The organism is Pseudoalteromonas sp. T1lg65, assembly GCF_051930985.1.
GTDB lineage: Bacteria > Pseudomonadota > Gammaproteobacteria > Enterobacterales > Alteromonadaceae > Pseudoalteromonas.
In genome coordinates, this window is sequence record NZ_CP196837.1 from 740407 (window position 1) to 764086 (window position 23680).

General features: G+C 42.9%; 11 protein-coding genes. 8 read left to right on the top strand and 3 right to left on the bottom strand.

Annotation, left to right across the window (positions count from 1 at the left end):
- Positions 1-9 precede the first annotated feature (9 nt).
- The 4 genes from aceF (at position 10) to ACSLBF_RS03195 (ending at position 12129) form a co-directional block, all read left to right on the top strand.
- Positions 10-1896: a pyruvate dehydrogenase complex dihydrolipoyllysine-residue acetyltransferase gene (gene aceF / locus ACSLBF_RS03180; protein ID WP_440055173.1), complete on the top strand. Its 1887-nt coding sequence runs from the start codon at positions 10-12 to the stop codon at positions 1894-1896.
- A 381-nt stretch (positions 1897-2277) separates the two neighbouring features.
- On the top strand, positions 2278-3702 hold the full coding sequence (lpdA, locus tag ACSLBF_RS03185; protein WP_440055174.1) for a dihydrolipoyl dehydrogenase: 1425 nt from the start codon (positions 2278-2280) through the stop codon (positions 3700-3702).
- Between the two features lie 543 nt (positions 3703-4245).
- Complete coding sequence (locus tag ACSLBF_RS03190) at positions 4246-11685, top strand: Ig-like domain-containing protein (protein WP_440055175.1); 7440 nt, start codon at positions 4246-4248, stop codon at positions 11683-11685.
- Between the two features lie 192 nt (positions 11686-11877).
- Complete coding sequence (locus tag ACSLBF_RS03195) at positions 11878-12129, top strand: DUF1289 domain-containing protein (RefSeq protein WP_440056189.1); 252 nt, start codon at positions 11878-11880, stop codon at positions 12127-12129.
- On the opposite strand, the gene ACSLBF_RS03200 is transcribed toward ACSLBF_RS03195, so the two are convergent.
- Positions 12113-12748, bottom strand: a complete 636-nt coding sequence (locus tag ACSLBF_RS03200) for a substrate-binding periplasmic protein (protein WP_440055176.1) — start codon at positions 12746-12748, stop codon at positions 12113-12115. The two genes, ACSLBF_RS03195 and ACSLBF_RS03200, sit on opposite strands and share 17 nt — an antisense overlap.
- Before the next feature lie 706 nt (positions 12749-13454).
- Between ACSLBF_RS03200 and ACSLBF_RS03205 the strand changes: the two genes are divergently transcribed.
- From ACSLBF_RS03205 to ACSLBF_RS03215, 3 genes are all read left to right on the top strand, one after another.
- Complete coding sequence (locus ACSLBF_RS03205; RefSeq protein WP_440055177.1) at positions 13455-13658, top strand: DUF3283 family protein; 204 nt, start codon at positions 13455-13457, stop codon at positions 13656-13658.
- 18 nt (positions 13659-13676) lie between these two features.
- A complete protein-coding gene (locus ACSLBF_RS03210) occupies positions 13677-14105 on the top strand; it encodes a GNAT family N-acetyltransferase (protein ID WP_440055178.1) in 429 nt (142 codons plus the stop codon).
- 214 nt (positions 14106-14319) lie between these two features.
- Positions 14320-18786 (top strand): EAL domain-containing protein, encoded by a 4467-nt coding sequence (locus tag ACSLBF_RS03215; RefSeq protein WP_440055179.1) that lies wholly within the window; start codon positions 14320-14322, stop codon positions 18784-18786.
- On the opposite strand, the gene ACSLBF_RS03220 is transcribed toward ACSLBF_RS03215, so the two are convergent.
- Together ACSLBF_RS03220 and ACSLBF_RS03225 are read right to left on the bottom strand one after the other, a co-directional pair.
- Positions 18781-19728, bottom strand: coding sequence for an ion transporter (locus ACSLBF_RS03220; protein ID WP_440055180.1), 948 nt, complete (start codon positions 19726-19728; stop codon positions 18781-18783). The genes ACSLBF_RS03215 and ACSLBF_RS03220 overlap by 6 nt on opposite strands.
- A gap of 162 nt (positions 19729-19890) precedes the next feature.
- On the bottom strand, positions 19891-22569 hold the full coding sequence (locus ACSLBF_RS03225; RefSeq protein ID WP_440055181.1) for a bifunctional acetate--CoA ligase family protein/GNAT family N-acetyltransferase: 2679 nt from the start codon (positions 22567-22569) through the stop codon (positions 19891-19893).
- Between the two features lie 297 nt (positions 22570-22866).
- Here ACSLBF_RS03225 and ACSLBF_RS03230 point away from each other — a divergent pair, with 297 nt between their 5' ends.
- Positions 22867-23577, top strand: a complete 711-nt coding sequence (locus ACSLBF_RS03230; RefSeq protein ID WP_440055182.1) for an SIMPL domain-containing protein — start codon at positions 22867-22869, stop codon at positions 23575-23577.
- Positions 23578-23680 lie beyond the last annotated feature (103 nt).

Genomic DNA, 23680 nt, shown 5'->3' on the forward strand with positions numbered 1-23680 from the left:
GGATAAGTGATGGCAATCGAAATTCACGTTCCAGATATTGGTGCAGATGAGGTTGAAGTAACCGAGATCCTAGTTAGCGTAGGGGATACGGTTGAAGAAGAGCAATCGCTGATCACCGTTGAAGGCGATAAAGCATCAATGGAAGTACCTGCTGCACAAGCAGGTACGGTTAAAGAAATCAAAATCGCCGAAGGCGACAAGGTTTCTACAGGCTCCTTGATCATGGTATTTGAAGCTGCATCAGCAGAAGCATCAGCTGAGCAGCCAGCAGCGGCACCCGCTCCAGCGGCACAAGCGCCAGAGAGCACTGAAGTAAAAGAAGTGCATGTACCTGACATTGGCGGCGACGAAGTAGAAGTAACCGAAATTCTCGTTGCTGTTGGTGACAGTGTTGCTGAGGAACAGTCACTAATCACCGTTGAAGGTGATAAAGCTTCAATGGAAGTACCAGCGCCATTTGCAGGTACTATCAAAGAAATCAAAATTAACTCGGGCGACAAAGTCTCAACCGGTTCATTGATTTTTGTGTTTGAAGTCGCTGGTAGTGGTGAAGCGCCAGTTAATCAGGAAGCTTCAGCTCCTGCACAACAGGAAGCTCCGGCAGCATCGGCAGAAAAAGAAGTACACGTACCAGATATTGGTGGCGATGAAGTTGAAGTCACTGAAGTCATGGTTGCAGTTGGTGATACTGTGGCAGAAGAGCAGTCTTTGATCACCGTTGAAGGCGACAAAGCCTCAATGGAAGTACCTGCACCATTTGCCGGTACAATTAAAGAGATCAAAGTGAATACGGGCGATAAAGTATCGACCGGTTCTTTAATCTTTGTGTTCGAAGTACAAGGTGCTGCACCAGCTCCAGCAGCTCAGCCTGCTGCACAATCAGCGCCAGCACCAGCGGCTCCAGCAACGAAAGCAACAGCACCAACAGCGTCTGCGCAAAAAGACGATTTTGTGGCGAATGACCAATATGCTCACGCATCACCAGTGGTACGCCGCTTAGCGCGTGAATTTGGTGTAAACCTTGCGCGTGTTAAAGGTACTGGTCGTAAGAACCGCGTACTCAAAGAAGACGTGCAAAACTACGTAAAAGAGCTGGTTAAACAAGTAGAGTCAGGTCAAATTGCTAAAGGTGGCAACACTGGCGGTGGTGAGCTTGGTTTGATCCCTTGGCCAAAAATTGATTTCAGCAAGTTTGGTGAAATCGAAGAGAAGAAACTCTCTCGTATCAATAAGCTGTCAGGTGCTAACCTTCACCGTAACTGGGTACAAATCCCACACGTTACACAGTTTGACGAAGCTGATATCACTGAGCTTGAGGCGTTCCGTAAAGAACAGAACGTGTTGGCTGAGAAGAAGAAAATGGGCGTGAAGATCACTCCATTAGTCTTCGTGATGAAAGCCGCTGCCAAAGCACTTGAAGACTTCCCAACGTTTAACTCGTCGCTGTCAGAGGACGGTGAGAGCTTAATCCTTAAGAAGTACGTGCACATTGGTATCGCGGTAGATACGCCAAATGGCCTAGTAGTTCCGGTCGTTCGTGATGTAAACAAGAAAGGCATCATTGAGCTGTCTCGTGAGCTAATGGAAATTTCTAAAAAGGCACGTGATGGCAAGTTGACTGCATCAGATATGCAGGGCGGTTGTTTCACTATCTCAAGCCTAGGTGGTATTGGTGGTACGGCATTTACGCCAATCGTCAATGCGCCTGAAGTCGCTATTCTTGGTGTATCTAAGTCTGATTTTAAACCAAAGTGGAATGGTAAAGAATTTGAGCCGCGCTTAATGGTGCCGCTAAGCTGTTCATATGACCATCGCGTTATTGACGGCGCATTAGCTGCTCGCTTTACGGTGACACTTGCAAACTATCTAAGCGATATTCGCCAGCTAGTGATGTAATAAAAGAAACCGCATGACGCTTCGTTGTGCGGTTTTATTTTATGGATATTAGGGTCTTGCCTGATATTTAGGCGGGACAATAGAGAGTGTGAATGATACACTTTCGTGCAACAAAAAACGCTTTGCCCAGTGCCCGTGTCAGGGTGTTAGGCAGGCACTTTGGGTCGGCTACTCATAATGAGTAATACCAATCCTCTTAAATTAGTTGATCAATTTTTGAGTCGAGAAAAGCGAGTTGATAACAAGGCAAAAATTTTGCTATTTAGTTGTTCTAAATAAGAAATTTTTAACGCAGTTAGCAGCAGGTTTTATCTCTCAAATTGACCAGATAGTTAAGCGTGTTGGTATAAACCCGTTCAAAATAACAGTTAAGGTAATAACATGAGCAACGAAATCAAAACTCAAGTTGTTGTACTAGGCGGTGGTCCTGGTGGTTACTCTGCGGCATTCCGTGCAGCAGACTTAGGTTTAGACGTTACACTAATCGAATCTCGCGACACGCTAGGTGGTGTGTGCTTGAACGTTGGTTGTATCCCTTCAAAAGCCCTTCTTCACGTTGCAAAAGTGATTGATGATGCAGCTGAAATGGCTTCTCACGGTGTTTCTTTCGGTGCTCCACAAATTGACCTAGACAAAATTCGTTCTTGGAAAGAGTCTGTAATTGGTCAGCTAACAGGCGGTCTTAGTGGTATGGCTAAGATGCGTAAAGTAACTGTGGTTAACGGTTACGGTAAGTTCACAGGTTCTAACACTATCGCTGTTGAAGGCGCTGATGGTGCAAAAACAGTAACTTTTGACAACGCCATTATTGCAGCAGGCTCTCAGCCAGTAAGCCTACCTTTCATTCCTGAAGATGAGCGTATTATCGACTCTACGGGTGCGCTTGAGCTTAAAGATGTTCCTGAAAAGCTTCTAGTACTAGGTGGTGGTATCATCGGTCTTGAAATGGGTACCGTTTACCGTGCACTAGGTTCAGCTATCGACGTGGTTGAGTTCGCTGACCAACTAGTTCCTGCTGCTGACAAAGACGTTATCAAGATTTATCAGAAGTACGTAAAAGACAAGTTCAACGTAATGCTTTCAACTAAGGTTGTTGCAGTTGAAGCGAAAGAAGACGGTATTTACGTTTCATTCGAAGGTAAGCAAGCACCTGAAGGCCAAGTACGTTACGACAAAGTATTGGTTGCTGTTGGCCGTACACCAAACGGTAAGCTAATCGACGCTGAAAAAGCGGGTGTGAACGTTGACGAGCGTGGCTTTATCAACACTGACAAGCAAATGAAAACCAACGTTGACCACATCTTCGCAATTGGTGACATCGTAGGTCAGCCTATGCTTGCGCACAAAGCGGTTCACGAAGGTCACGTAGCTGCTGAAGTTATCTCTGGTAAGAAGCATTACTTCGATCCTAAGTGTATTCCTTCAATCGCATACACAGATCCTGAAATCGCTTGGGTTGGTGTGACTGAGAAAGAAGCGAAAGAGCAAGGTTTAAGCATCGAAACTGCGGTATTCCCGTGGGCAGCGTCTGGTCGTGCTATTGCTTCTGCACGTACCGAAGGTTCAACTAAGCTTATCTTTGATAAAGAGTCTGGCCGCGTGATTGGTGGTGCTATGGTTGGTATCAACGCAGGCGAAATGTTAGGTGAAATCGGCCTAGCAGTTGAGATGGGTGCAGACGGTGAAGACCTAGCGCTAACTATCCACGCTCACCCAACATTGAACGAGTCAATCGGCCTAGCCGCTGAAATATTTGAAGGTTCAATCACTGACCTACCAAACAAAAAAGCAGTTAAGAAAAAGTAATTTCTAAAACTGCAAAATGCTTAATCAGCTAAGTTGGTTAAGCACTATGTTGAATTATAAAAAATCCGATGCCTCAACAGGTATCGGATTTTTTTATGTTGATGATAATCAAATCGACCTAAGAGCTATTCGCTTATTCTCGGTTGAGGTTATTTACTTGCTTCAAACAAGGCACTCTCAATACGGATAACCATAGCCCTCATCTCTAAAGCAGAGTTCGCCTTACGCGGTATTATTAATCTGGATGTTTATTTTTTGTTTCTTTTGTTTCTAGGTTGTTTTATTTATCTATTTGTTTTTTTTAATTTTTTTCTAAAAGCAGATTAGATTTGCAATGGTTTCATGTATAATTTCTGGGAACTTTTTACGCGTGTGCCATTCGCTCACAGTGTTAGTTATCAGCTCTACAAAATAATAGAAAGGACTATTATGAACATTAACCAAAGGGAGTGGTTATCACTTCCTCAATTAAAGGATTTCCTGAATCTTTTAAAAATTGCTAAAGGGAGTAAGAGATCAGTATTTCTGTGTCTGAGTCTCCTGATGAGTAATTATGCACTTGCCGATGAATGCACCAGCTTTCATGTGATTAATGACCATCAATGGGGAAGTGATACTCTGCAATGTATTGACGAGAACCAAGACAATAAGATTGTTGGGTCAATTACTTATAAACCCCATGGGGTGACCTTAAATACCACTGACTTTTATCGCAAAAATAATATTGATATTGTTTCGCTACAGTATGGTCAATCTTTTATTACATTTAAATATTCTGGACCTGACACTGAAAGTGATGCCGTTTTTACCGCAGGTTTTATTAATGTTAATGAAACTTTTGATATCGGCTCTATTGTATTTGAAAAAGACAATACCCCAACCGATATTTTTGCGGAAAAGAATCAACTAAGAGTGGCTGCGGGTGCATATACGACTCTGCATGTGGTAGACCAACTGTATAGGAACCATAATAGATATACCTTTAATTTGTCTAGTGGTGAAGGTGACGATAATAACGAGCTATTTGAAATAAAAGAAGGTTATCGAGACGCTCAAAATTTAACTTTAAAAGATGCCGTGCCCCCGGGAACTTACAGTGTAAGGGTAACTGCATATAATGATTGGCATACCATATCTAGGCAGCTAAACATAATTATTGTAGATACAGATAAAGATATCCCACATTATTACATTGAACCTGTAATAAAAAAGGGAACCGGCTTCAGTGTACGTCCCAAAAATAGTGATGGTTATACTTTTTCGATTAAAAATATGCCTAGCTGGATGCAATTCGATCCCGATAACGGAAGGCTATATGCTCAAAGTGCTGATGTAGTGGGTCTATATGAGAATATTCAAATAACTGCACACTCAGGCAATGAAAGTTTTGATTTACGACCGATTTCAATTAAGGTTCTCGAGTATTATTTTCCTCCAGTAAAAAAATTCAATGATCCAATAGAGTTTTTGGCGGGCTTTGAAGGACAGTTTGATGTCTCAATGGATATTAGAAAAGACAGACTTGTTGGTGGCGTGGCTTATTCTTTACAAGACGCACCTAGTTGGTTAGGTATTGACGAGGCAACAGGAGTATTATCTGGCACACCTGAAACAGCAGGTAGATACAATGCAAAATTGATCATAAAGTCTGTTCAGGCAAATTATACGACGCTTGTTCCATTTGAAATTGAGGTGGCTGAAAATACTCCTCCTATACTATCAGCAACGCCAATAACCGAGACGCTAGCTTATACTCACTATCGTTTTCGGGTTTATTACAGGAGTAATGATAAAGGAGATGAGGATAAAATTAGTTTGAGTTTTGAGAATGTTCCTGATTGGCTTTTTTACGATACAGATCTAGACGCATTCTGGGCAAATCCAGGCAACTCAGACGTTGGTATTTATGAAAATATAAAAATTATCGCAAGTGATGGCCTTCTGAGTACATCAAAGACCTTTTCAGTTGAGATCAAACACAACAATGCAAACCCCGTAGCAAATGACATAAGCTTTAAAGGTTTAGAAGACACCGAGCTTTTGCTAGATCTGGAGTACTATGACCCTTATGACGACAAACGTCTATTAAAATTTGAGCTAATAACGCCTCCAGAAAACGGCACCGTAACAAGAACTGGTGAGCAATATGACTATCCTAAATATATTTACTCAGGGAAATCCAATTTTAATGGTAACGACTCGTTTAAATATCGAGTTACTGATGAATCAGGCCAATTTGCAGAAGCGACGGTTCAGATAAATCTTGACGCAGTTCCTGATAAGCCTGAAATCGACGAGGTGAAAAACCAACACCTTTATGAAGATACCTTTTTTGAATTTACTCCTAACGGACATGACGTCGATGGTGACAAGTTAACCTACACATTACTGAATCAACCCAGTTGGCTTAAACTTGATCCTGATACGGGAAGAATATTTGCAACGCCAAGTCAGGCTAATGTCGGTACTTATGAAGGCCTAATATACTATCTATCGGATGGTGCACATATTGTCAGCACAAAGTCTTTTAGTTTGTCGGTAGAAGGTGTTAACGATGTTCCGCAAATTTCAGGTACACCAGTAACAACAATCATAGAAGGTGAGTTTTACGCATTTGAACCAACCGTTTTTGACGAAGATTCAAATGATACTAAAACTTTCTCCATCCAAAACCCACCGGAATGGGCGTTGTTTGATGAAAAAACAGGTCACTTGTCAGGCACACCTGGCAGTGAACATGTTAAAACCTATAACAACATCACTATCACCGTAGAAGACTCTGAAAATGCAAAAGCATCGCTGCCTGCATTTAGCATTGAAGTCACGAAAGCAAATACTTTGCCTACCATTGGTGGCGATCCTAACCCTTTAATAGAAGAAGATAGTTTCTACACCTTTACTCCTTTTGCAGATGATGTAGATGGTGATGAACTTGAGTTTCATATTACAGGCCAACCATTGTGGGCTAATTTTGACTCGGTAACCGGTACGCTTAGCGGTACACCTTTGGATGAGCATGTCGGTACTAGCGAAAACATTGTTATCAGTGTGACTGATAAAAAGCCTGACAGCCCTCTTGTTGAGCTAAAAGCATTCAGCATTGAAGTGCGAAACACCAATGATGCACCTAGGGGTAAGGGGGAAGATAAACATTTCTCTGCACGTATGGGAGAAAAAATCACCGTCTCAAAAGAAAATGGTTTATTAACAGTCGCCCACGACGATGACCTTGATTCTGGCGATGCACTGCGCGTGAAGCTTGATAAAGCGCCGTCATTTGGTGAGCTTGAGTTAAATGAAGATGGTTCGTTTATCTATCAACATGATGCCTCATTAAACTTGGAAGATTCGTTTACCTACTATTTTATGGATGAAAGCGATGCACACTCAGAAATACGTCCGGTAACACTCTCATTTACGTCGTATCCAGATGCCCCTACAGCTGAAAATGATACAGCTTCGACGTTTGAAGATACGCCTGTATCTTTCTCATTAGTACGTAATGACACGGACAGACAAAACGACTTATTTGCCGATTCTGTGCAACTTGTTAAACAGCCTGAACATGGTCAGGTCTCACTAGCGTTTGGTGCTGCTGTCTATACTCCAAACAAAAACTATAATGGTCCGGACTCATTTAGCTACACAGTAAAAGATGCTAAGGGTGATGAATCAAATGTGGCTGAGGCTTCTATTGTCGTTAGCCCAGTTAATGATGCTCCTATAGCGAAAAATATTAACCTTAGCGTTGAAGAAAGCGGCGCTGCCAAGGGTATTGCAGTGCGCGCGATTGCGTATGATGCTGAAGATGACAATAACCTTCCGCAGGGCAGCATATATCTCACTTCGAAACCCACATTAGGTTCAATTACCGTTGATCAAGATAAAGGAACTTTTAACTATACGCCCAATAAAGGCGTGGTGGGCGAAACTGAAGAGATCAAGTACGTTATTACTGATAGCGATGGCCTAGAGTCAGTCGAGAAAACCATCACGATTAATATCGGTCTAGATAGTGAGCGACCGCTAGCTGCAGACGACACGGTGGTAACCGATGAAGACACCGCGACTAGCCTTAATGTTCTGTTGAATGATTCAGCGGCAAATGAAGTAAGTGAGCTATTTGGTCAAGACAATATCATCCTCGAAGATCAAGGCGCGGGAGCTGGGGTTTATCCGTTTGCGACAGTGACTGTTCAAGATGATGGTCTACTTGAAATAGTGCCAGCTGAAAACGTATTCGGTGAGTTCTCCTTTACCTATACTTTAATTAACAGCGAAAATCTAAAGTCGAAGCCTGCGGTTGTGACGCTTACGATTAATCCGGTTAATGATGCCCCTACAGCACAATTCAATGTGGTTTATATTCAAAAATCGGGTGTATTTGAACTGAACCTACTGGGTAATGATACTGACGTTGATAGTAATTCGACAGCAGCTTCTGATCACTTAGACATCTCAACGGTTACTATCGTCGCTCAACCGGAATTTGGTACTGTGGAAGTACTCGATACTGGCGCGGTAATCTATCGTCCTGGTGACAGCTTTGACAGAAAAGATGGCTTTTCATATACCGTCAAGGACTCTCATGGTTTGGTTTCAAATGAAGCAAAAGTTAGGTTGTTTGATACTAATCCAATCAATTACTTTCCTATTGCTTTGTCTAACGTACTGACCGTCACCGAGGGGGAAACGCTTCCAGTGATATTGTCAGCCATTGATCCCAATGGTGATGAACTAACCTTTACAATAGAGTTACAACCAGAACATGGTACGTTGCTTCAAGCGAATAATACAACGTGGTTATACACACCTGCTAACGGCTTTACTGGAAGTGATAGTTTTACGTTTATCGCAACTGATGGTAAGCAGAACTCGTTGCCTGCAACAGTGGCTATTGGTGTGCTTCCTAAGCGAGAACTGCCAGAGCCAGAACCAGAACCAGAGCCGCCAACGCCTCCGACGCCTCCGACACCACCGACGCCGCCAGTAACGCCAGTGAATAAAGCCCCTGAAATCTCAGGCACGCCTATTACTGCTGTTAAAGTAGGTGATGAATATCGCTTTACGCCGACGGCCACTGATGCAGATGGTGATACGTTGACCTTTAGCATCAAGAACAAGCCTACTTGGGCAAGTTTTGATACGGCAACGGGTTTATTATCAGGAAAGCCATCACGTGCAGATGTGGGCAGCACTGAAGCGATTGAAATTAGCGTTAGCGACTCGAAGCTTTCAGCAAGCTTAGCGCCGTTTAATATTGAGGTAACCTATGTCAATACGTCACCACTTGCTAAGCCGCAAACCATCGAAGTAGAAGAAGATGGCAACACTAGCTTTATTCCAACAGCAAGTGATGTTGACGGTGACACGCTAACACTGCAAATTGTTCAGCAGCCTCAGTCTGGAGCGGTAGTTGTGCAAGGCAACGTAATTAGTTATACGCCAAACGCAAACTATCACGGTGAAGATACGTTTAGTTATATCGCAAATGATGGTTCTGCTAAGTCGAATGAAGCGCAGGTATCGGTTGTGGTTAACTCAGTCAACGATGCTCCGGTTGCACTAGATGATAGTTTTGAGTTCGACGCTAATGACTCTAATCGCTATGTACTTGATGTGTTGAGTAATGATAGCGATGTTGATCAACAATCACTAACCATTGTTGGTGCGCAGGCTTCTTTTGGCACCGTTAGTATTGAAAATGGTAAATTAGTTTATCAAGCTGTGGGAACAGCTTCAGCTAAGGTGACCATTAGTTATGTGATTGCTGATCCAGAGAAAGCAAGAGCTAATGCGGTTGCATCGGTTGTTATTGCTGCTTCTGAAGCTGGCGAGCCTAATATCACTGCACCTGCCGACATCACGGTCAATGCGAGTGGTTTATTCACTAAGGTTGACTTGGGTATCGCATCTGCTGTGGATACGCAGGGGAATAACCTTGCGGTTTCGTTAGTCGATAATAAGCGCACCTTTAAGCCAGGCAAACACCTTGTTTATTGGCAAGCAGAAGACGCGCAAGGCCGTCAAGCTATTGCTGAACAAACTGTGACGGTTCAGCCATTGGTTTCTATTGATTCAGGAATGACCGTCAGTGAAGGTGGAACTTACTCGCTGAGAGTATCGTTGAATGGTGATGCGCCAACTTACCCTGTAGTGATCCCTTACACTGTTTCAGGCACTGCAACCGAGCAAGACCACAGTCTTATCTCGGGTCAGTTAGAAATAGCACAGGGTCACTCTGGGTCAATTAGCTTTGATGTATACCAAGATGCTCAGCAAGAGCAAGATGAAACTCTGGTTATCAGTCTTGATGCAAGTGCTAATGTTGACTCAGCAGCAAGCCAAGCTACCGTGACCATAGCGCAAGGTAATGTAGCGCCAAGCGTTGCCACTTTGGTTACCCAGCAGGGTGAGCAACGCACACTAGTCGCTCAAGATCAAGGTGATGTAAGTGTTCAAGCGACTGCAAGCGATACAAATACTGATGATGAGCTTACCATTGAGTGGCAAAGCAAAGATCCGTTGGTTATTAACACTAGCAATGCAACAAACACCTTTGTGTTCTCACCAGCGCAGTTGCCTGCAGGTATTTATCATCTTACTGTCAGTGTAACCGATGATGGTGTACCAGCGTTGTCAGCAAGCAAAGATGTATACATCGAAGTGACAGAGCAGCTTGCTACGCTAACTGAGCAAGACAGTGATGGCGATATGATCCCAGATAATGAGGAAGGGTATAGCGACAGTGATGGCGATGGTATTCCGGATTATCAAGATGCGATATCGCAGCCTAATGTATTGCAAAGCCAAGCCAGTAATGGCGATAGCTTCTTAATTGAGTCGCAACCTGGGACTTCATTAAGAAAAGGTGTTGCTGTGGCGAAAAATTCTTCAGGTGGTGCGCTGCTATTAGCCTCAGAGCTACCTATGGATGAGACCGCTAAGAATGTGGGCGGTCTATACGACTTTGTAGCTTCTGGTCTGAACAAGCCTGGTGACGTGTTCAGTATTGTTTTGCCTCAGCAAGCACAAATACCGCTAAATGCGAGCTATCGTAAGTATAAAGATGGCAAATGGGTCGACTTCCATATTGGCGAAGGTAATAACGTACTATCCGCGCCAGGCGCACAAGGTTACTGTCCTTCACTATCTAGTACTGAATGGCAGTCAGGCTTAAATGCGGGTCATTGGTGTATCAAACTACAAATTGTTGATGGTGGGCCGAATGACGATGATGGTATTGCCAATAAACAAGTTGTTGATCCAAGTGGTATGGCTGTTGTGATTAACAACAACCAATTGCCTCAAGTGATAGAAGATGAGTTTAAGGTACTTGCCGGTAAAACCGTTGAGTTAGACTTGATAGGTAATGATACTGATCCCGATGGTGACTCGCTGACGCTTCTCAATGCGCAAAGTGACTTAGGGGCTGTTGAAGTGAAAAACAATCTAGTTTATTTCACGGCGCCAGAGAATTTTGCCGGCACCATTTCAATCTACTACATGGTAGCGGATGATCAAGGTGGTTCAGCAAGTGGGGTTGCCAAAGTAGTTACTTACCTCAATAGCGCACCGGTAGCGGCAGCTGATGAAGCGACAAGCGAAGGTAGCAGAGTCATAGAGATTGATGTATTGGCTAACGATACGGATATCGATGGAGACACGCTAGCAATCGCAAGTGTAGCGGTTGATAAAGGTTCGGTGTCTATTACTGATACGCAGAAAATTCGTTTTACTCCTGCATCAGGGTTTGAAGGTGTTGCAACGATTAGCTATACCATCACAGATACTGAAGGTGCATCGGCGAGTGCTGAGGTAAAAGTGACCGTGACGGCTGCAAAAACCTCGGTAGTTCCAAAAGAAGAGAGTAAAGAAGATAAAGGTTCTTCAGGCTCCTTCGGTGCTCTGTTGTTATTAATGCTGCTTGCTGTGTTAGCGAGACAGCATAACGTACGTAATGTGAATCGCTTTTACGGATAATGTTAACCTAGTTAATCTGCATTAACCGATAACAAAAATCCGATATCTACCGAGGTATCGGATTTTTTTATGTCTGAACAAAGGGGGCGCTGCTTTTTTATGCTTGGCAGTTATTGTCACAGCCATTATGCTAGGAGCAACGTATTGCTGGAATTCAAGCTTCATAAAATCGGTGTTGTAGACTTTAGTTCGATGGAACAAATTGAAATATTTGAGATCCCAAGCCCATGCAAGGGGATCTGTCAGGTGAATAATCGAGGCTATTGCAAAGGTTGCTATCGCAGTAGAGAAGAGCGCTTTGCCTGGAATACGTTAACTAACGAACAAAAGCGTAAGGTGGTAAGCCTTTGCCAGCAAAGATACAAAAGATACATGCAGAAAAAAGCCAAAGAGCAGCAAGATAATCCAAATAGTGAAGGTGAAAACTTTAAATTTGATATTTAGTTTTTAGCTTTGCCATTAAACCATTTTGACTAAACTCTTGTAGTTTTGCTTTTACTTTAGGTACTAAATCGCGGTGTCTTTTGTGAATAAAGTGGAAAGCTTCAACCGCAAGAATATTACTGATCTGCATTTGCTCTAAATCCAACTTACTGATGTGTTGATTGAGGTGAAAGTCGAGTAACAGCGCCGCATCGACTTTTTTTTGCATAACCAGATTCAGCTGAGATATGACGTTTTTAACTTCAATAATGTAAGCGTTGCTGGGATGAGAGTTGATATAATCTTTTGCTGCAGGGTAGCCGGCTTGAATCACAATAGAGCGGTAATCTTGGTACCGACAGTCAGTACAAAGGCTGAATAGTTGTAGGTTAAACTTAAAAATAGGCACATCGATACGAATTAGGTTTTTGTACTGTTCACCGACACTGGCGACTCGGCCTAATTGTCCATCCAGCTCTCCAGCATTTGCCGCATACAAAGCGCTGCTATGCATAATATCGTCGATACGCAAAGTATATCCTAATTCGCTATAGACTAAGGTCATAAGTTCAATTACATATCTTGATTGTGGCGTATCCGATGGCTTGTTGAAGTGTAGCTCAGGTAACGGAGCACTCACCGCCTTTAGGCAGGAAAAGCATAGACAGAAGATGAAAAGGAGTCGTGTTGGCAAAGCTATTCTCTTAGTTGATGTTAGGGCCTGTTGATCTTTCAAGTTTGTTTTTGCAGCAATTTGCTTGGCATTTATACAAGGCAGAGCCTGCGTAGCATAGTGATTCTATGTGAGTCAGGCGATTACGAAGTAGAAATGCCAATCAAGCGCAGCCCTTCAGGTTCACCTCCGTGCGCTTTGTGCATGGTTGCTCAACTTTTGCCTAGATTACTAGGCGGCAAGTTGAGCGCCGCGCTCAAAACCCACTGCGGGGAACAAAAACCAAACAGCAAAGATCAACAGACCCTAGTGTTATGAACTTATTTTTGTGACGCAATTATATATAAAAATTGAGCGAATTGTTGTACAACGCGACAAAGTCATGAGTTAGCTTATTACTCCTAAGTATTTTAACGCTCTAACATCAAACAAAGTCCAGTTAATCTCAGCTGCGGATAACCGTTTGAAGAGCGTAAACTTTTAAGCATACGTGATAATCCGTTTCTAATGATGTTGGTTTATATCAATAGGGCGTTTTTAGTTAGTAATAGCGACAAATAATGGATAAAACAGGGGAGTGGGACAAATTCGCTTATCCGCAGCTGATGTGATGTTATAAATTCCGCGACTTATGATAAACTCACCAACATGTTTTTATTGGTCAATAACAGCTATGAGTCATAATCTGTGTAATCTATCTCGTCAAGATAAATACCAAATTCAACTTGAATATGAAGCGTCATTTTGGGCTTATCAAATAAAGCGCGGAAAAAAAACTCGAGAACTGATTTACGACACAATAAATGCTCGTCCACTCTCCGAGCAAGATACCCTAAAACAGAAATTTGAGTTTTATCTGGGGCTAATGCTTGCCTAGCATTTGCTTGTAAGTTTTGTGTGCTACCAAGTAATTAAGCTGCCAACCATTCAAACCCCGTTGGTAAACAAGTTCTACAATCTACATCGTGCTCGTGGTAGGGCTGCGAGGCATGACCAAATATGGGTAGCTAAAGTAGGTTCTAGTATCATTGCAGCTTGTCGCATCCAGCCAGTAGAGTCTTATTGGTTAATCGTTGGCGTGCTAGTTGCGCCCAAATACAGGAAGCAAGGCATAGCAAGTGCTCTGCTAGCACAAGCAACAATTCAGTTTCGACAAGAAAATCATGATAAACCGCTTTACACCTTTTGTTATTCGCATTTAATTCTGTTTTATAAAGCGCTCAATTTTGTTGAAGCGGATGCAACATTGCCTGCTGCGCTAGAGAACAGACTACAAGCCTACGTTCGACAAAAGCGTGATCTCGTGGCAATGTACTATGATTGATTTAGATATCCGTGTTATGTGCTTTCAGTTTCGAATAAACAAACTTACCCGGTTATACTCTTTCAATATGCTTATCTAAACCGGATGGTATTTAAGATAATCAAAGCATTTATCAGGCAACTAAGCAGTTTTGTTGTCAAATTTTAGCCCATCGGTGTAAAGTGCTGCCTTTACATCAAGTTTACAAGTGTAGTGTTCGATGCATTTCTTTTATGTGATTAGCTTAGTTCTATCGATATTACTCAGTTCAAGTGTATATGCCTCGCAAGTTTTGCGGATTTCCACTGCAGAAGGGTTATCCCAAAGCTACGTGAATACGTTGTTGATTGACCAAGATGGGTATTTATGGATATCGACTGAAGGTGGATTAAACCGTTATGACGGTTATCAAGTGCTAGAAGTCAACGGACCCAATGGCATATTAAATAAATCACAAATCGACAGTATTTATCAAGATAATCAAGGTGGGCTTTGGATTGCATCGGGGTTTGCTGGGTTGATGAGATACGATCCGCAACTAAATAGCTATAAGCATTACATTAAAACGCCCACCTCAGGAGATGAGCTAGTCAGCAATATTGTGTATCAGCTTTTACAGAAAAATGATACGGAAATGTGGCTGGGGAAAATCAAGGGAGTTGATATCTTAGATATCAACACGGGCGATATTCGTAACGAGGTAACCATCCCTTTCAGTGATGATGGTTTCGTTAGAGACTTAATGAATGTCGACAATGTGCTGCTTATTGCGACTTCAGAAGGCTTGTATGCGTTTGACCAAATAACAAAAAAGCTACGAGAACTTACTGTTATTGATAACCCTAAAAATAAAGTTCAGAGAAACACTAAATCCTTGTTCTTAAAAGATGCTAATACACTGTTGGTCGGGGCCGTCAGTGGTTTTTATGAACTAGATATTTCTGAGTTTAGACAAAACTTCGATGCGGATGTGCCTTATAAAACGGTGCTGTCGGAGTTTAATATTTGGCAAATACTAGAAGGGAAAAATTCCAATCTAATATTAGGCACCGATAAAGGTGTAATGTTTTTTGAACCAGATACTGGCAAGTTGGTCAGAGACACTCGGCTAGCTGAGAGCGTTTTCTCTCCCTCAGATCCAAGTGTTATCCATATGGTTAAAGACAATTATGGAGGGTTATGGGTTGCAACGAGAGAAGATGGGGCATTTTACCTCCCAGATAAAGAAATCTATTTCGATAATGTCAGTGAATTAACCGTTGAAGGTGAGGGATTTTCTCACGGTAATGTCTGGGAAGTCACTGCGTTTGGGGATTACCTATGGTTAGCCACCAATGATGGGATCACACGCTATAACCCACAAACTCGACAAACAAAACAGTTTTTGAAAGGGTATTTAGGAGATGAAATATTCCCTGAACTCATCGTTTGGAAAATAGACAAATACAACGAAAAGTTATGGCTTACAACCAGCCAAGGGTTGTTTATCTTTGATCCCATCAGTCATGAAGTGAAAAGACCAAAAGGGCAGAGCGAAGAAGATAACAAGATCCTGAATGAATTGGTCAAGGGCATGCAGTTATTGGAAAATGGGTTTATTTACTTCGTCAATGCTGATGCAGGGATGTTCGCCTATGACATTAACAAAGAAGAGCTGCATAAGTTAACCGAAGGGTTCGAAGGAGAAGACCCGTTTTTGAGTTTTGGTTTCTATCCGCCATTACCCATGCTTCCCGAGCAACCGATGTACTACAGTGGAGGTATCTTATACCGCTATGATCCACAACAAAAAAAGCTGATAGAAGTTTATCGAGTACCCCAAGCGAACCCAGATCTTCCTTTTATTATCAACTCTTATATTATTGATAAAAATAATATTTTTTGGATGTCCCTGTCTACCTTTGGGTTGGTAGGATTGACGACTGATACGTTTGAGCCAGTCTACAACATCGATTTGAAATCTCAGCGAATCGACTCATTGCTGTACGAAATGCGTGAAGACGATGCTGGAATGATTTGGATGTCTTCCCATAAAGGAATATGGCGCTTCGATCCTGATAATTTACATTTGCAGCAGTTCACGACGCAAGATGGCTTACTGTCTAATGAATTCAATGGCGGCGCGTCAGAAAGGCTAGCCGATGGCCGGCTGGTGTATGGCATGATTAAAGGCATTGTCATTTTTGACCCCAAAAAAGCACGTCCCAAAAAGCCATTACTCTCCAAAGTGAATATTACCAGTGTCGATTTGATGTCGCGGCCCTATGGCGAAAAAATGCTCAAAAAATACGACAGCATCGAGTTGGAGCATGACAACATTGGCTTAGAGGTGTCGTTCTCGGCAATGGCGTTTAGTTATCAAGATAGAATTATCTATGAATACCAAATATCTGGTGGGCAGAAAATACTCAGTCGCAACCAAAATCGTGTCGCGTTTCCCAAACTAAACCCTGGTGAGTATGTGCTTAAGGTCTGGGCTAAAGATCCGCTTACTGGTGATTACACTCCACCCGCAAAATTAACCATCAGAGTCAATTATCCAATATGGCGTTCACCAGCAGCGATTGCGGCATACATCTTTATTTCGCTTATTCTTCTCGCGTTATGGAGCTACCGCAAGCATCGGGTTGAACAACTTATTTTAGCGGCACACAAAGAAACACGCGATCGTGAAACCCGCTTAAAGATGGCTCTTGAGGGCAGTAATTCAGGCGTATGGGAGTGGCATGCCGGCAGTACTTTGTTGTATCAGCCTCGATTGGTTGCTGAGCTAAGTTACGAGCAAGATAGTGTAAGTTTAGATGACTACCTACAAAAAATTCACCCGCTCGACCGAGCGCAATATCGACTTCAGTGGTTAGAGTTTGTCACGACCGATAAGGGCTTTTTGGATTGTACTTATCGATTGCGAGATAGTGCTGGGCAGTGGCGCTGGTACAAGGACTTTGGCAAGGTACTCAACTGGGATCAGGGTCATCCCATCCAAGTAGCAGGCACCTACACTAACTTAACCCGAGAACGTTTATTTGAAGAACGTGCAATTCTTTTTGGTGCCGCATTTGAACAAATACGTGACTGGGTGATGATCCTAGATACCAAACTTAGGATCCAAGCATGCAATAACGCATTGCAGTATGCGTTTGGTGTTGATGGTAAGCCGGTGTCGAGTACTTCTGTAACCCTAGGTATGGAAAAACAAAAGCGACTGCATTATCTACGTCAGATGATAAAGCTTGAAGTGCACCAACACTTTAGTGCAGAAGAGCGTATAAGTTTACCTGACGGAGAAGAGAGAGACGTTCTGATTAAGGTCAGTGCTATCGCTAATGGCGAAGGAAAATTACATAGCTATGTTGTGGTATTGACCGACATTACCAAGCAGAAAAGAACAGAAAAAGAACTGTATCAGCTTGCAAATTACGACTCCAAAACGAGGCTGCCTAACAAAGCGCTGCTGATGGATCGAGTACAGCATGCCATTGAACAATCACACATTCAAGCTTCTCAGTTTGCGCTGTTGGCGATCCGGTTTCATCGCTTGCAACACTTGTACGAAGTTTATGGAAAGGAATGTATAGATGAACTGTTGCCTGTACTGGCTAAACGTTTGCGCCGATGTTTTCGTGAGCAAGATAGTTTAGCGGTAAGCTACAACAAAGGGTTTTATGTGCTGATGGAGCAACTCGAGTCTCCAGAGCAAATTACCTGCTATACGCAGGATTTGCAGCAAAGCTTTATCGAACCTATCGAAATCATGGGGCATCGTTTATCTATACAGCCTTACATTGGTATCGCAATTTACCCTGATGATGCCGAGGATGCATTTGCGCTAAATCGAGCTGCGAAGGTTGCCCTTGAACATGCTGCACTGGAGCAAACACCGAGCTATCAATTTTTTGAGCAAGAGATGAATGGTCGCGTTCAGCACTTTAAAGAAGTCGAACAAGCGCTGATGCATGCGCTAAAAAATGGTGAGTTTAGCAACTACTACCAACCGATTGTGGATGTGCAAAGCAATCGGATTGTAGGCTTTGAGGCGTTACTGAGATGGCCCAAAAACAGTAGTATTGGTGCTCAGGATTTTGCAAATGTGGCTGAGCAGACTGGTGTGGTTACAGAATTGACGATGCAAACACTCAAACGTGCGCTAATTGAGCTACGTCAGTGGCATTTGAGTGATCCAACCCTTTATGTCTCTGTGAATTTATCGGCGCTAGACTTTCAATCACCAACCTTGGTCGAAAAAATTCAACAGACACTTGAAAAGGTCAAAGTGGACGGCAAGTATGTGGTGTTTGAAATCACCGAGTCGGTAATGATGTCAAACGTTCCTCGTGCGATTGAGCGAATGCATGCGATAAAAGAGTTAGGTTGTCGTTTGTTTATGGATGACTTTGGAACTGGCTATGCATCCTTAACTTACCTACAGCAGTTTCCAGTCGATGGCATCAAAGTGGATAAGAGTTTTGTGATGGGTCTAGAGCAAGAGCATGAGCACGAAGCAATTATTCGCTCTTGCTTGTCATTGGCACAAGGTTTAGGCCTATTGAGTGTAGCTGAAGGTATTGAAGAGCCTTATCAGTTAGCATTTTTACGAGATAATGGCTGTAACTACTATCAAGGCTTTTACTTCAGTGAACCTATTTGCGGTGATAAGGTGAACAGCCTGTTACAGGCTGATTTTCACCCAGATACGCTATAGTTTTTTACCACAATGGCGGCAATATAATGTACTCACTCGCTGTGAGGTCATCATTTTGATGGCCTGATTCGCCTCAATGTGGCTTAAGCCCAACTCAGTGCGTAGCGCATCCAGATGCGCACGCTCGTTGCGGTCAACCTCACCATCGACGAGCGCATGTAAAATCGCTTCGTTGAACACCTCTCGTCGTTTGCGAAGTTGATTAGCAAAGCTTGATGCCAATAGACCGGTAGGAATTGCCACCATCCCCATACTGAGTAAAGTTATCACACCACCGAACAGCTGACCTAATGGTGTAATAGGAACAACATCGCCGTAGCCAACTGTGGTCAGTGTTGCCATTGCCCACCACATAGCTTTGGGAATAGAACCAAATTTGTCGGGCTGAATATCATGCTCTAACAAATATATGCCACATGAAGCCATGATCAATACCACATTCATAATAAAAAATGCCGCAAGCAACGAACTCGATTCCTCCTTAAACGCAGCAAGTAATAATTGCATGGCCCTGGAATAGCGAGTCAGTTTAAAGATACGTAGCAGTCTTATTACTCGTAAGAATCTTAGGTCAAAGGTTATAAACGCCATTAAGATGGTTGGTAAAATTGCCACTAGATCTATGATTGCGAGGGGAGAAAAAACGTATTTAACGCGCTTTTTCCACTCACTTATTTCTAGAGTGCGATAATCAAATTTATCAACACAACACCATAAGCGAAGTAAATATTCAACGGCGAAAATGGCGACGCTGATCATTTCAAAATAAAAAAATTCTAGTTTGTAAGCTTTGGCAATTTTAGCTTCAGACTCGAGTACAATAGCAACGACATTGCTAAGAATTAACACAATTAAAAAGATATCAATGGCATGGCCAACTCGACGATACGGGCCTGTGGCCTCTAAAATAGCAGCAGATTTTTCTCTAAGCGTCTGATACATCGTTCATAGTTCTTTTATTTCATATGGTTATAATTATAACCGCTAACAGAAAATGCGTTTTTATACCAATTATCTTAATTATTGTTCTAAATGAGAAATTTTTAACGCAGTTAGCAGCAGGTTTTATCTCTCAAATTGATCAGATAGTTAAGCGGATTGGTACTATGTCGCATGATTTAAATTGAGTCGCATATTAATAGTGCCTTCTTCAAAATCTCGGCTAACGATAAACCCCAGCTTTTTAGCAAGGGCAATCATACCGCTGTTTTCAGGCAGTGTGACACCTTCAATACATTTCACACCTTGTCGCTGACAGTGCTGAATAGCAGCCTCCATTAGTAACTTGCCAAGCCCTAAGCCTTGACAGTCAGAGCGAACCACCACGGCGAATTCAGCGGCTTGTTTATCTGGGTCCATTAATACTCTAGATACGCCCAATGTTCGATAGCTTGAATTATTAGGAACGGTAATGATAAACGCCATCTCGCGGTCGTAATCAATTTGTGTCATTTTTGCCAATTGCTCATGATTAAACTGTGGCAATTCACCAAAAAAACGTCGATATCTGTCTTCTTTACTGAGTGATTGATCAAACTCTTGGTGTGCTCGTTCGTCCTCTGGGCGAATAGGGCGAAGTGTCGCCGCTTCTCCATTTTTTAAGGTGACTTGCTGGACGAGATCTCTAGGGTAGGGTTTTATCGCGAGTCGTTTTTTACCTTCAACAGCTTGATAAGTTTGTAATTTAATTTGAGCATCTAAAACTAAAAACTGACCCGAACAGGCAAGAATAGGGTTAAGTTCGATGGACTGAATATTAGGCTGATCTATCACTAACTGAGAGACGCGAACAAGTAGTGCACATAGTCGATACTTGTCGACTTTTTCGGGCACTGCTCGCTCTTTCAAGAAACCTTTATCATGAGCCGCTGCAATTAGGTATTTAGCCAAGTTCATATTTAGCGGGGGTAAAGCCACCGCAGCTTGCGAGAAATTCAGCCCTGTACCCGCTTCACCGAGTAAAATAACGGGTCCTACACCCGATTCGGTTTTCACCGCAATTCGAAGTTCTTGACCTCCGGCGCGTTTTGCCATGGGTTGTAGTGCAAAGCCATCAATTTGCGCGTCTGGATAGGTTTGTTTGATGCGTAGTAAAATCGAAAACGCACTTTGCTCGACTTCTTCGCCATCATTAAGGTTGAGGACAACACCGCCTACTTCTGACTTCGAAGGGATATCGTTGCTAATTAATTTGAGAGCGATGGGAAAGCCAATTTGTTCTGCTTGTTCCTTCGCTTCACTGGGAGTGAGCGCAATCTGTGTATCTATGCAATTGATATCATAGCAAGCCAGAATGGGAGCCGCATGGTAAGTTGAAAGTAGACTAATATCGTCGGCTAAATATTCATTAATGCACTTTTTAGCTTGTTTAAGCTCTAATTGCTCTTCCTCACTGTAGGATTCGGGAGTTTGTGTTAAGTGCTTCTGGTTACGGCGATAATTAACCAAATGCATAAAAGCTCCTACCGCGCCTTCTGGTGTGCGGTAGGTGGGAATTTTGGCATTAGCACAAACCGCTCTTGCCTTATAGGCTGCGTCTTCTCCCATAAAATTCGTCATCACATAGGGGCGAGACATTTTAGGTATTTTTTCCAGCGTACGAGCAATGATGTCTGCATAGGCTTCACTGGGAGCTAATGCCGAAGGAGTGTGAATGATAAGTAGGTTTTTGACTTCATCCGCTTTTAGTAAGATTTCCAGCGCTTGTTGGTAGCGTTCAGGGGATGAATCACCAAAAATATCGATGGGGTTACACGTATGATCCGTTTGTGGAACCAAAGCACTTAACTTTTGTTTGGTCTTGTCTGCCAATACGGCGAGTTTTCCCGAATTTTGCAGTAACGTATCAACCGCCATAACGCCCGGCCCACCGCCGTTGGTAAGTATGGTTAAGTGCTCAACTTTGAGTAATTTAGGGTGAAGAGCGAGCGTTTGCGTAGCAGCAAAAAGCTCCCGCAAATCGGATACTCGCAGCATGCCCGCACGCTGAAACATGGCGTCATACACGGCGTCATGAGTGCTGCTTCCGCCGGTATGATTGAATGCGGCAAGGGCGCCGGCTTGGGTCTTCCCTGTTTTTATCGCGATAACCGGCTTACTAAATGCGGCCGCTCGCGCTGCTGAAATAAACCGTCTGACATCTTCGATGTTATCGATATACAGTAAGATGGCTTGGGTTTTGGCATCACGGCCAAGAAAATCAAGTAGTTCATCAAAGTCGATATCGAGACAATCACCTACAGAGATAAAATAAGAAAAGCCAATTTGTTTGTGCCTCGCCCAATCTAGAATCGTTGAGCAAACCGCAGCGGACTGAGAGATAAAAGCGAGTTTACCAGGGTCGGCTACCGTATGTGAAAAGCTGGCATTGAGCCCAATATGAGGGATCAGTAAGCCAAGGCAATTGGGGCCGAGTATGGTGACTTCAGCATCGCGTGCAGCCAGTTTTAAGTTTTGCCTTTGCTGAGCGTCAAGGCCCGCAGCAATAATAATGGCATGGCGGCAACCAATCTCACCGAGTTGTTGAATAATCTTGATTAAAGTATTTTTATTGGTGCAAATTACAGCGAGATCGGGCGTTTTAGGCAAGGACGTAATATTATTGTAGGCCAGTACACCATGGACGGCGGTATACTTTGGTGTCACTGGCATTATTGGCCCTTTGAAGCCTCCTTGTAGCAAGTTTCTCATGACAATAAAGCCAGCACGGCTAGCATTATTTGAGGCGCCGATCACGGCTATCGATGTGGGACTAAAAAACTGACTAATACGTTTTATGCTCACCTTAAGTCCTTATGCTAAATTCAGCCGAAGCTCATATCACTCACTTTACCATTTTAGTGTGAGTTTACGAGTAGACTTTGATTTAGACTAAGGCCTGTTGATCTTTGCTGTTTTGATTTTTGTTCCCCGCTGTGGGTTTTGAGCGTAGCGCTCGACTTGCCGCCGAGTAATCTAAGCAACAGTTGAGCAACAATGCTACGCAGGCTCTGCCTTGTTTCAATGCCAATCAAACTGCTGCAAAAACAAACTTGGAAGTTCAACAGGCCCTATACAACAATTTGTTAAAAGGATAAGTAAGTGAATACATATGTGAAATACTTAGCGCCAGCAGCTTTATTAGCGCTCGCGATCATTGCCAGTAGCTGGCTGGTAAAAGCGACTATTTTACAGGTAAAGGAAATGGAACGAACGGTGAGCGTAAAGGGATTGTCTGAAAAAGAAGTCACCGCAGATACCGTAATATGGCCCGTGTTTTTCAAAGATGCAGATAATAACTTAGAACAACTTGTAGAACGCGTTGAGCAAAAAACTTCTGCAATACGTGCTTTTTTGACGCTACAGGGTTTTGATGCTGACGAGCTGTCGATTTCTTCTCCTTCAATTACGGATAAACTGGCGCAAGAATATTCGCAAGGTAACCAAGGACTGAGATTTGTTGCTAAAGCTGGTATTACCGTTTACTCCAACAGCCCAGATAAAGTCGCACAAGCGCTTGGTAAAATGAACGAGCTGGCCAAACAGGGTATTGCGATCACTAAAGATGACTATCAAAATCGTGTAGAGTATCTGTTTACCGGACTCAATGATATCAAACCTGCAATGGTCCAAGAGGCCACGCAGAAAGCCCGAGAGGTTGCGGTTAAATTCGCGAAAGACTCTGATTCGGTGCTGGGTAAAATTAAATCTGCAAGACAAGGCCAATTTAGTATTCGCGATAGAGATAGCAACACACCACAGATTAAAATAGTACGAGTTGTAACAAGCGTGGAATACTATTTGTCGGATTAATGTTGGTCTGTTCTGGCTCTTTGTTGTAATTTTTTTTGTAACAAAGGAGAGCGCTTTTAAGATTGATTACAGCAGCTTACAGTGAATGTAAAAATGTTTTTTT

Bases quoted from the DNA above. Each gene is read 5' to 3' on its own strand.
- ACSLBF_RS03195 (WP_440056189.1), top strand. From the start codon at position 11,878: ATGGAACAAATTGAAATATTTGAGATCCCAAGCCCATGCAAGGGGATC.
- ACSLBF_RS03190 (WP_440055175.1), top strand. From the start codon at position 4,246: ATGAGTAATTATGCACTTGCCGATGAATGCACCAGCTTTCATGTGATT.
- lpdA (WP_440055174.1), top strand. From the start codon at position 2,278: ATGAGCAACGAAATCAAAACTCAAGTTGTTGTACTAGGCGGTGGTCCT.
- ACSLBF_RS03205 (WP_440055177.1), top strand. From the start codon at position 13,455: ATGAGTCATAATCTGTGTAATCTATCTCGTCAAGATAAATACCAAATT.
- ACSLBF_RS03220 (WP_440055180.1), bottom strand. From the start codon at position 19,728: ATGTATCAGACGCTTAGAGAAAAATCTGCTGCTATTTTAGAGGCCACA.
- aceF (WP_440055173.1), top strand. From the start codon at position 10: ATGGCAATCGAAATTCACGTTCCAGATATTGGTGCAGATGAGGTTGAA.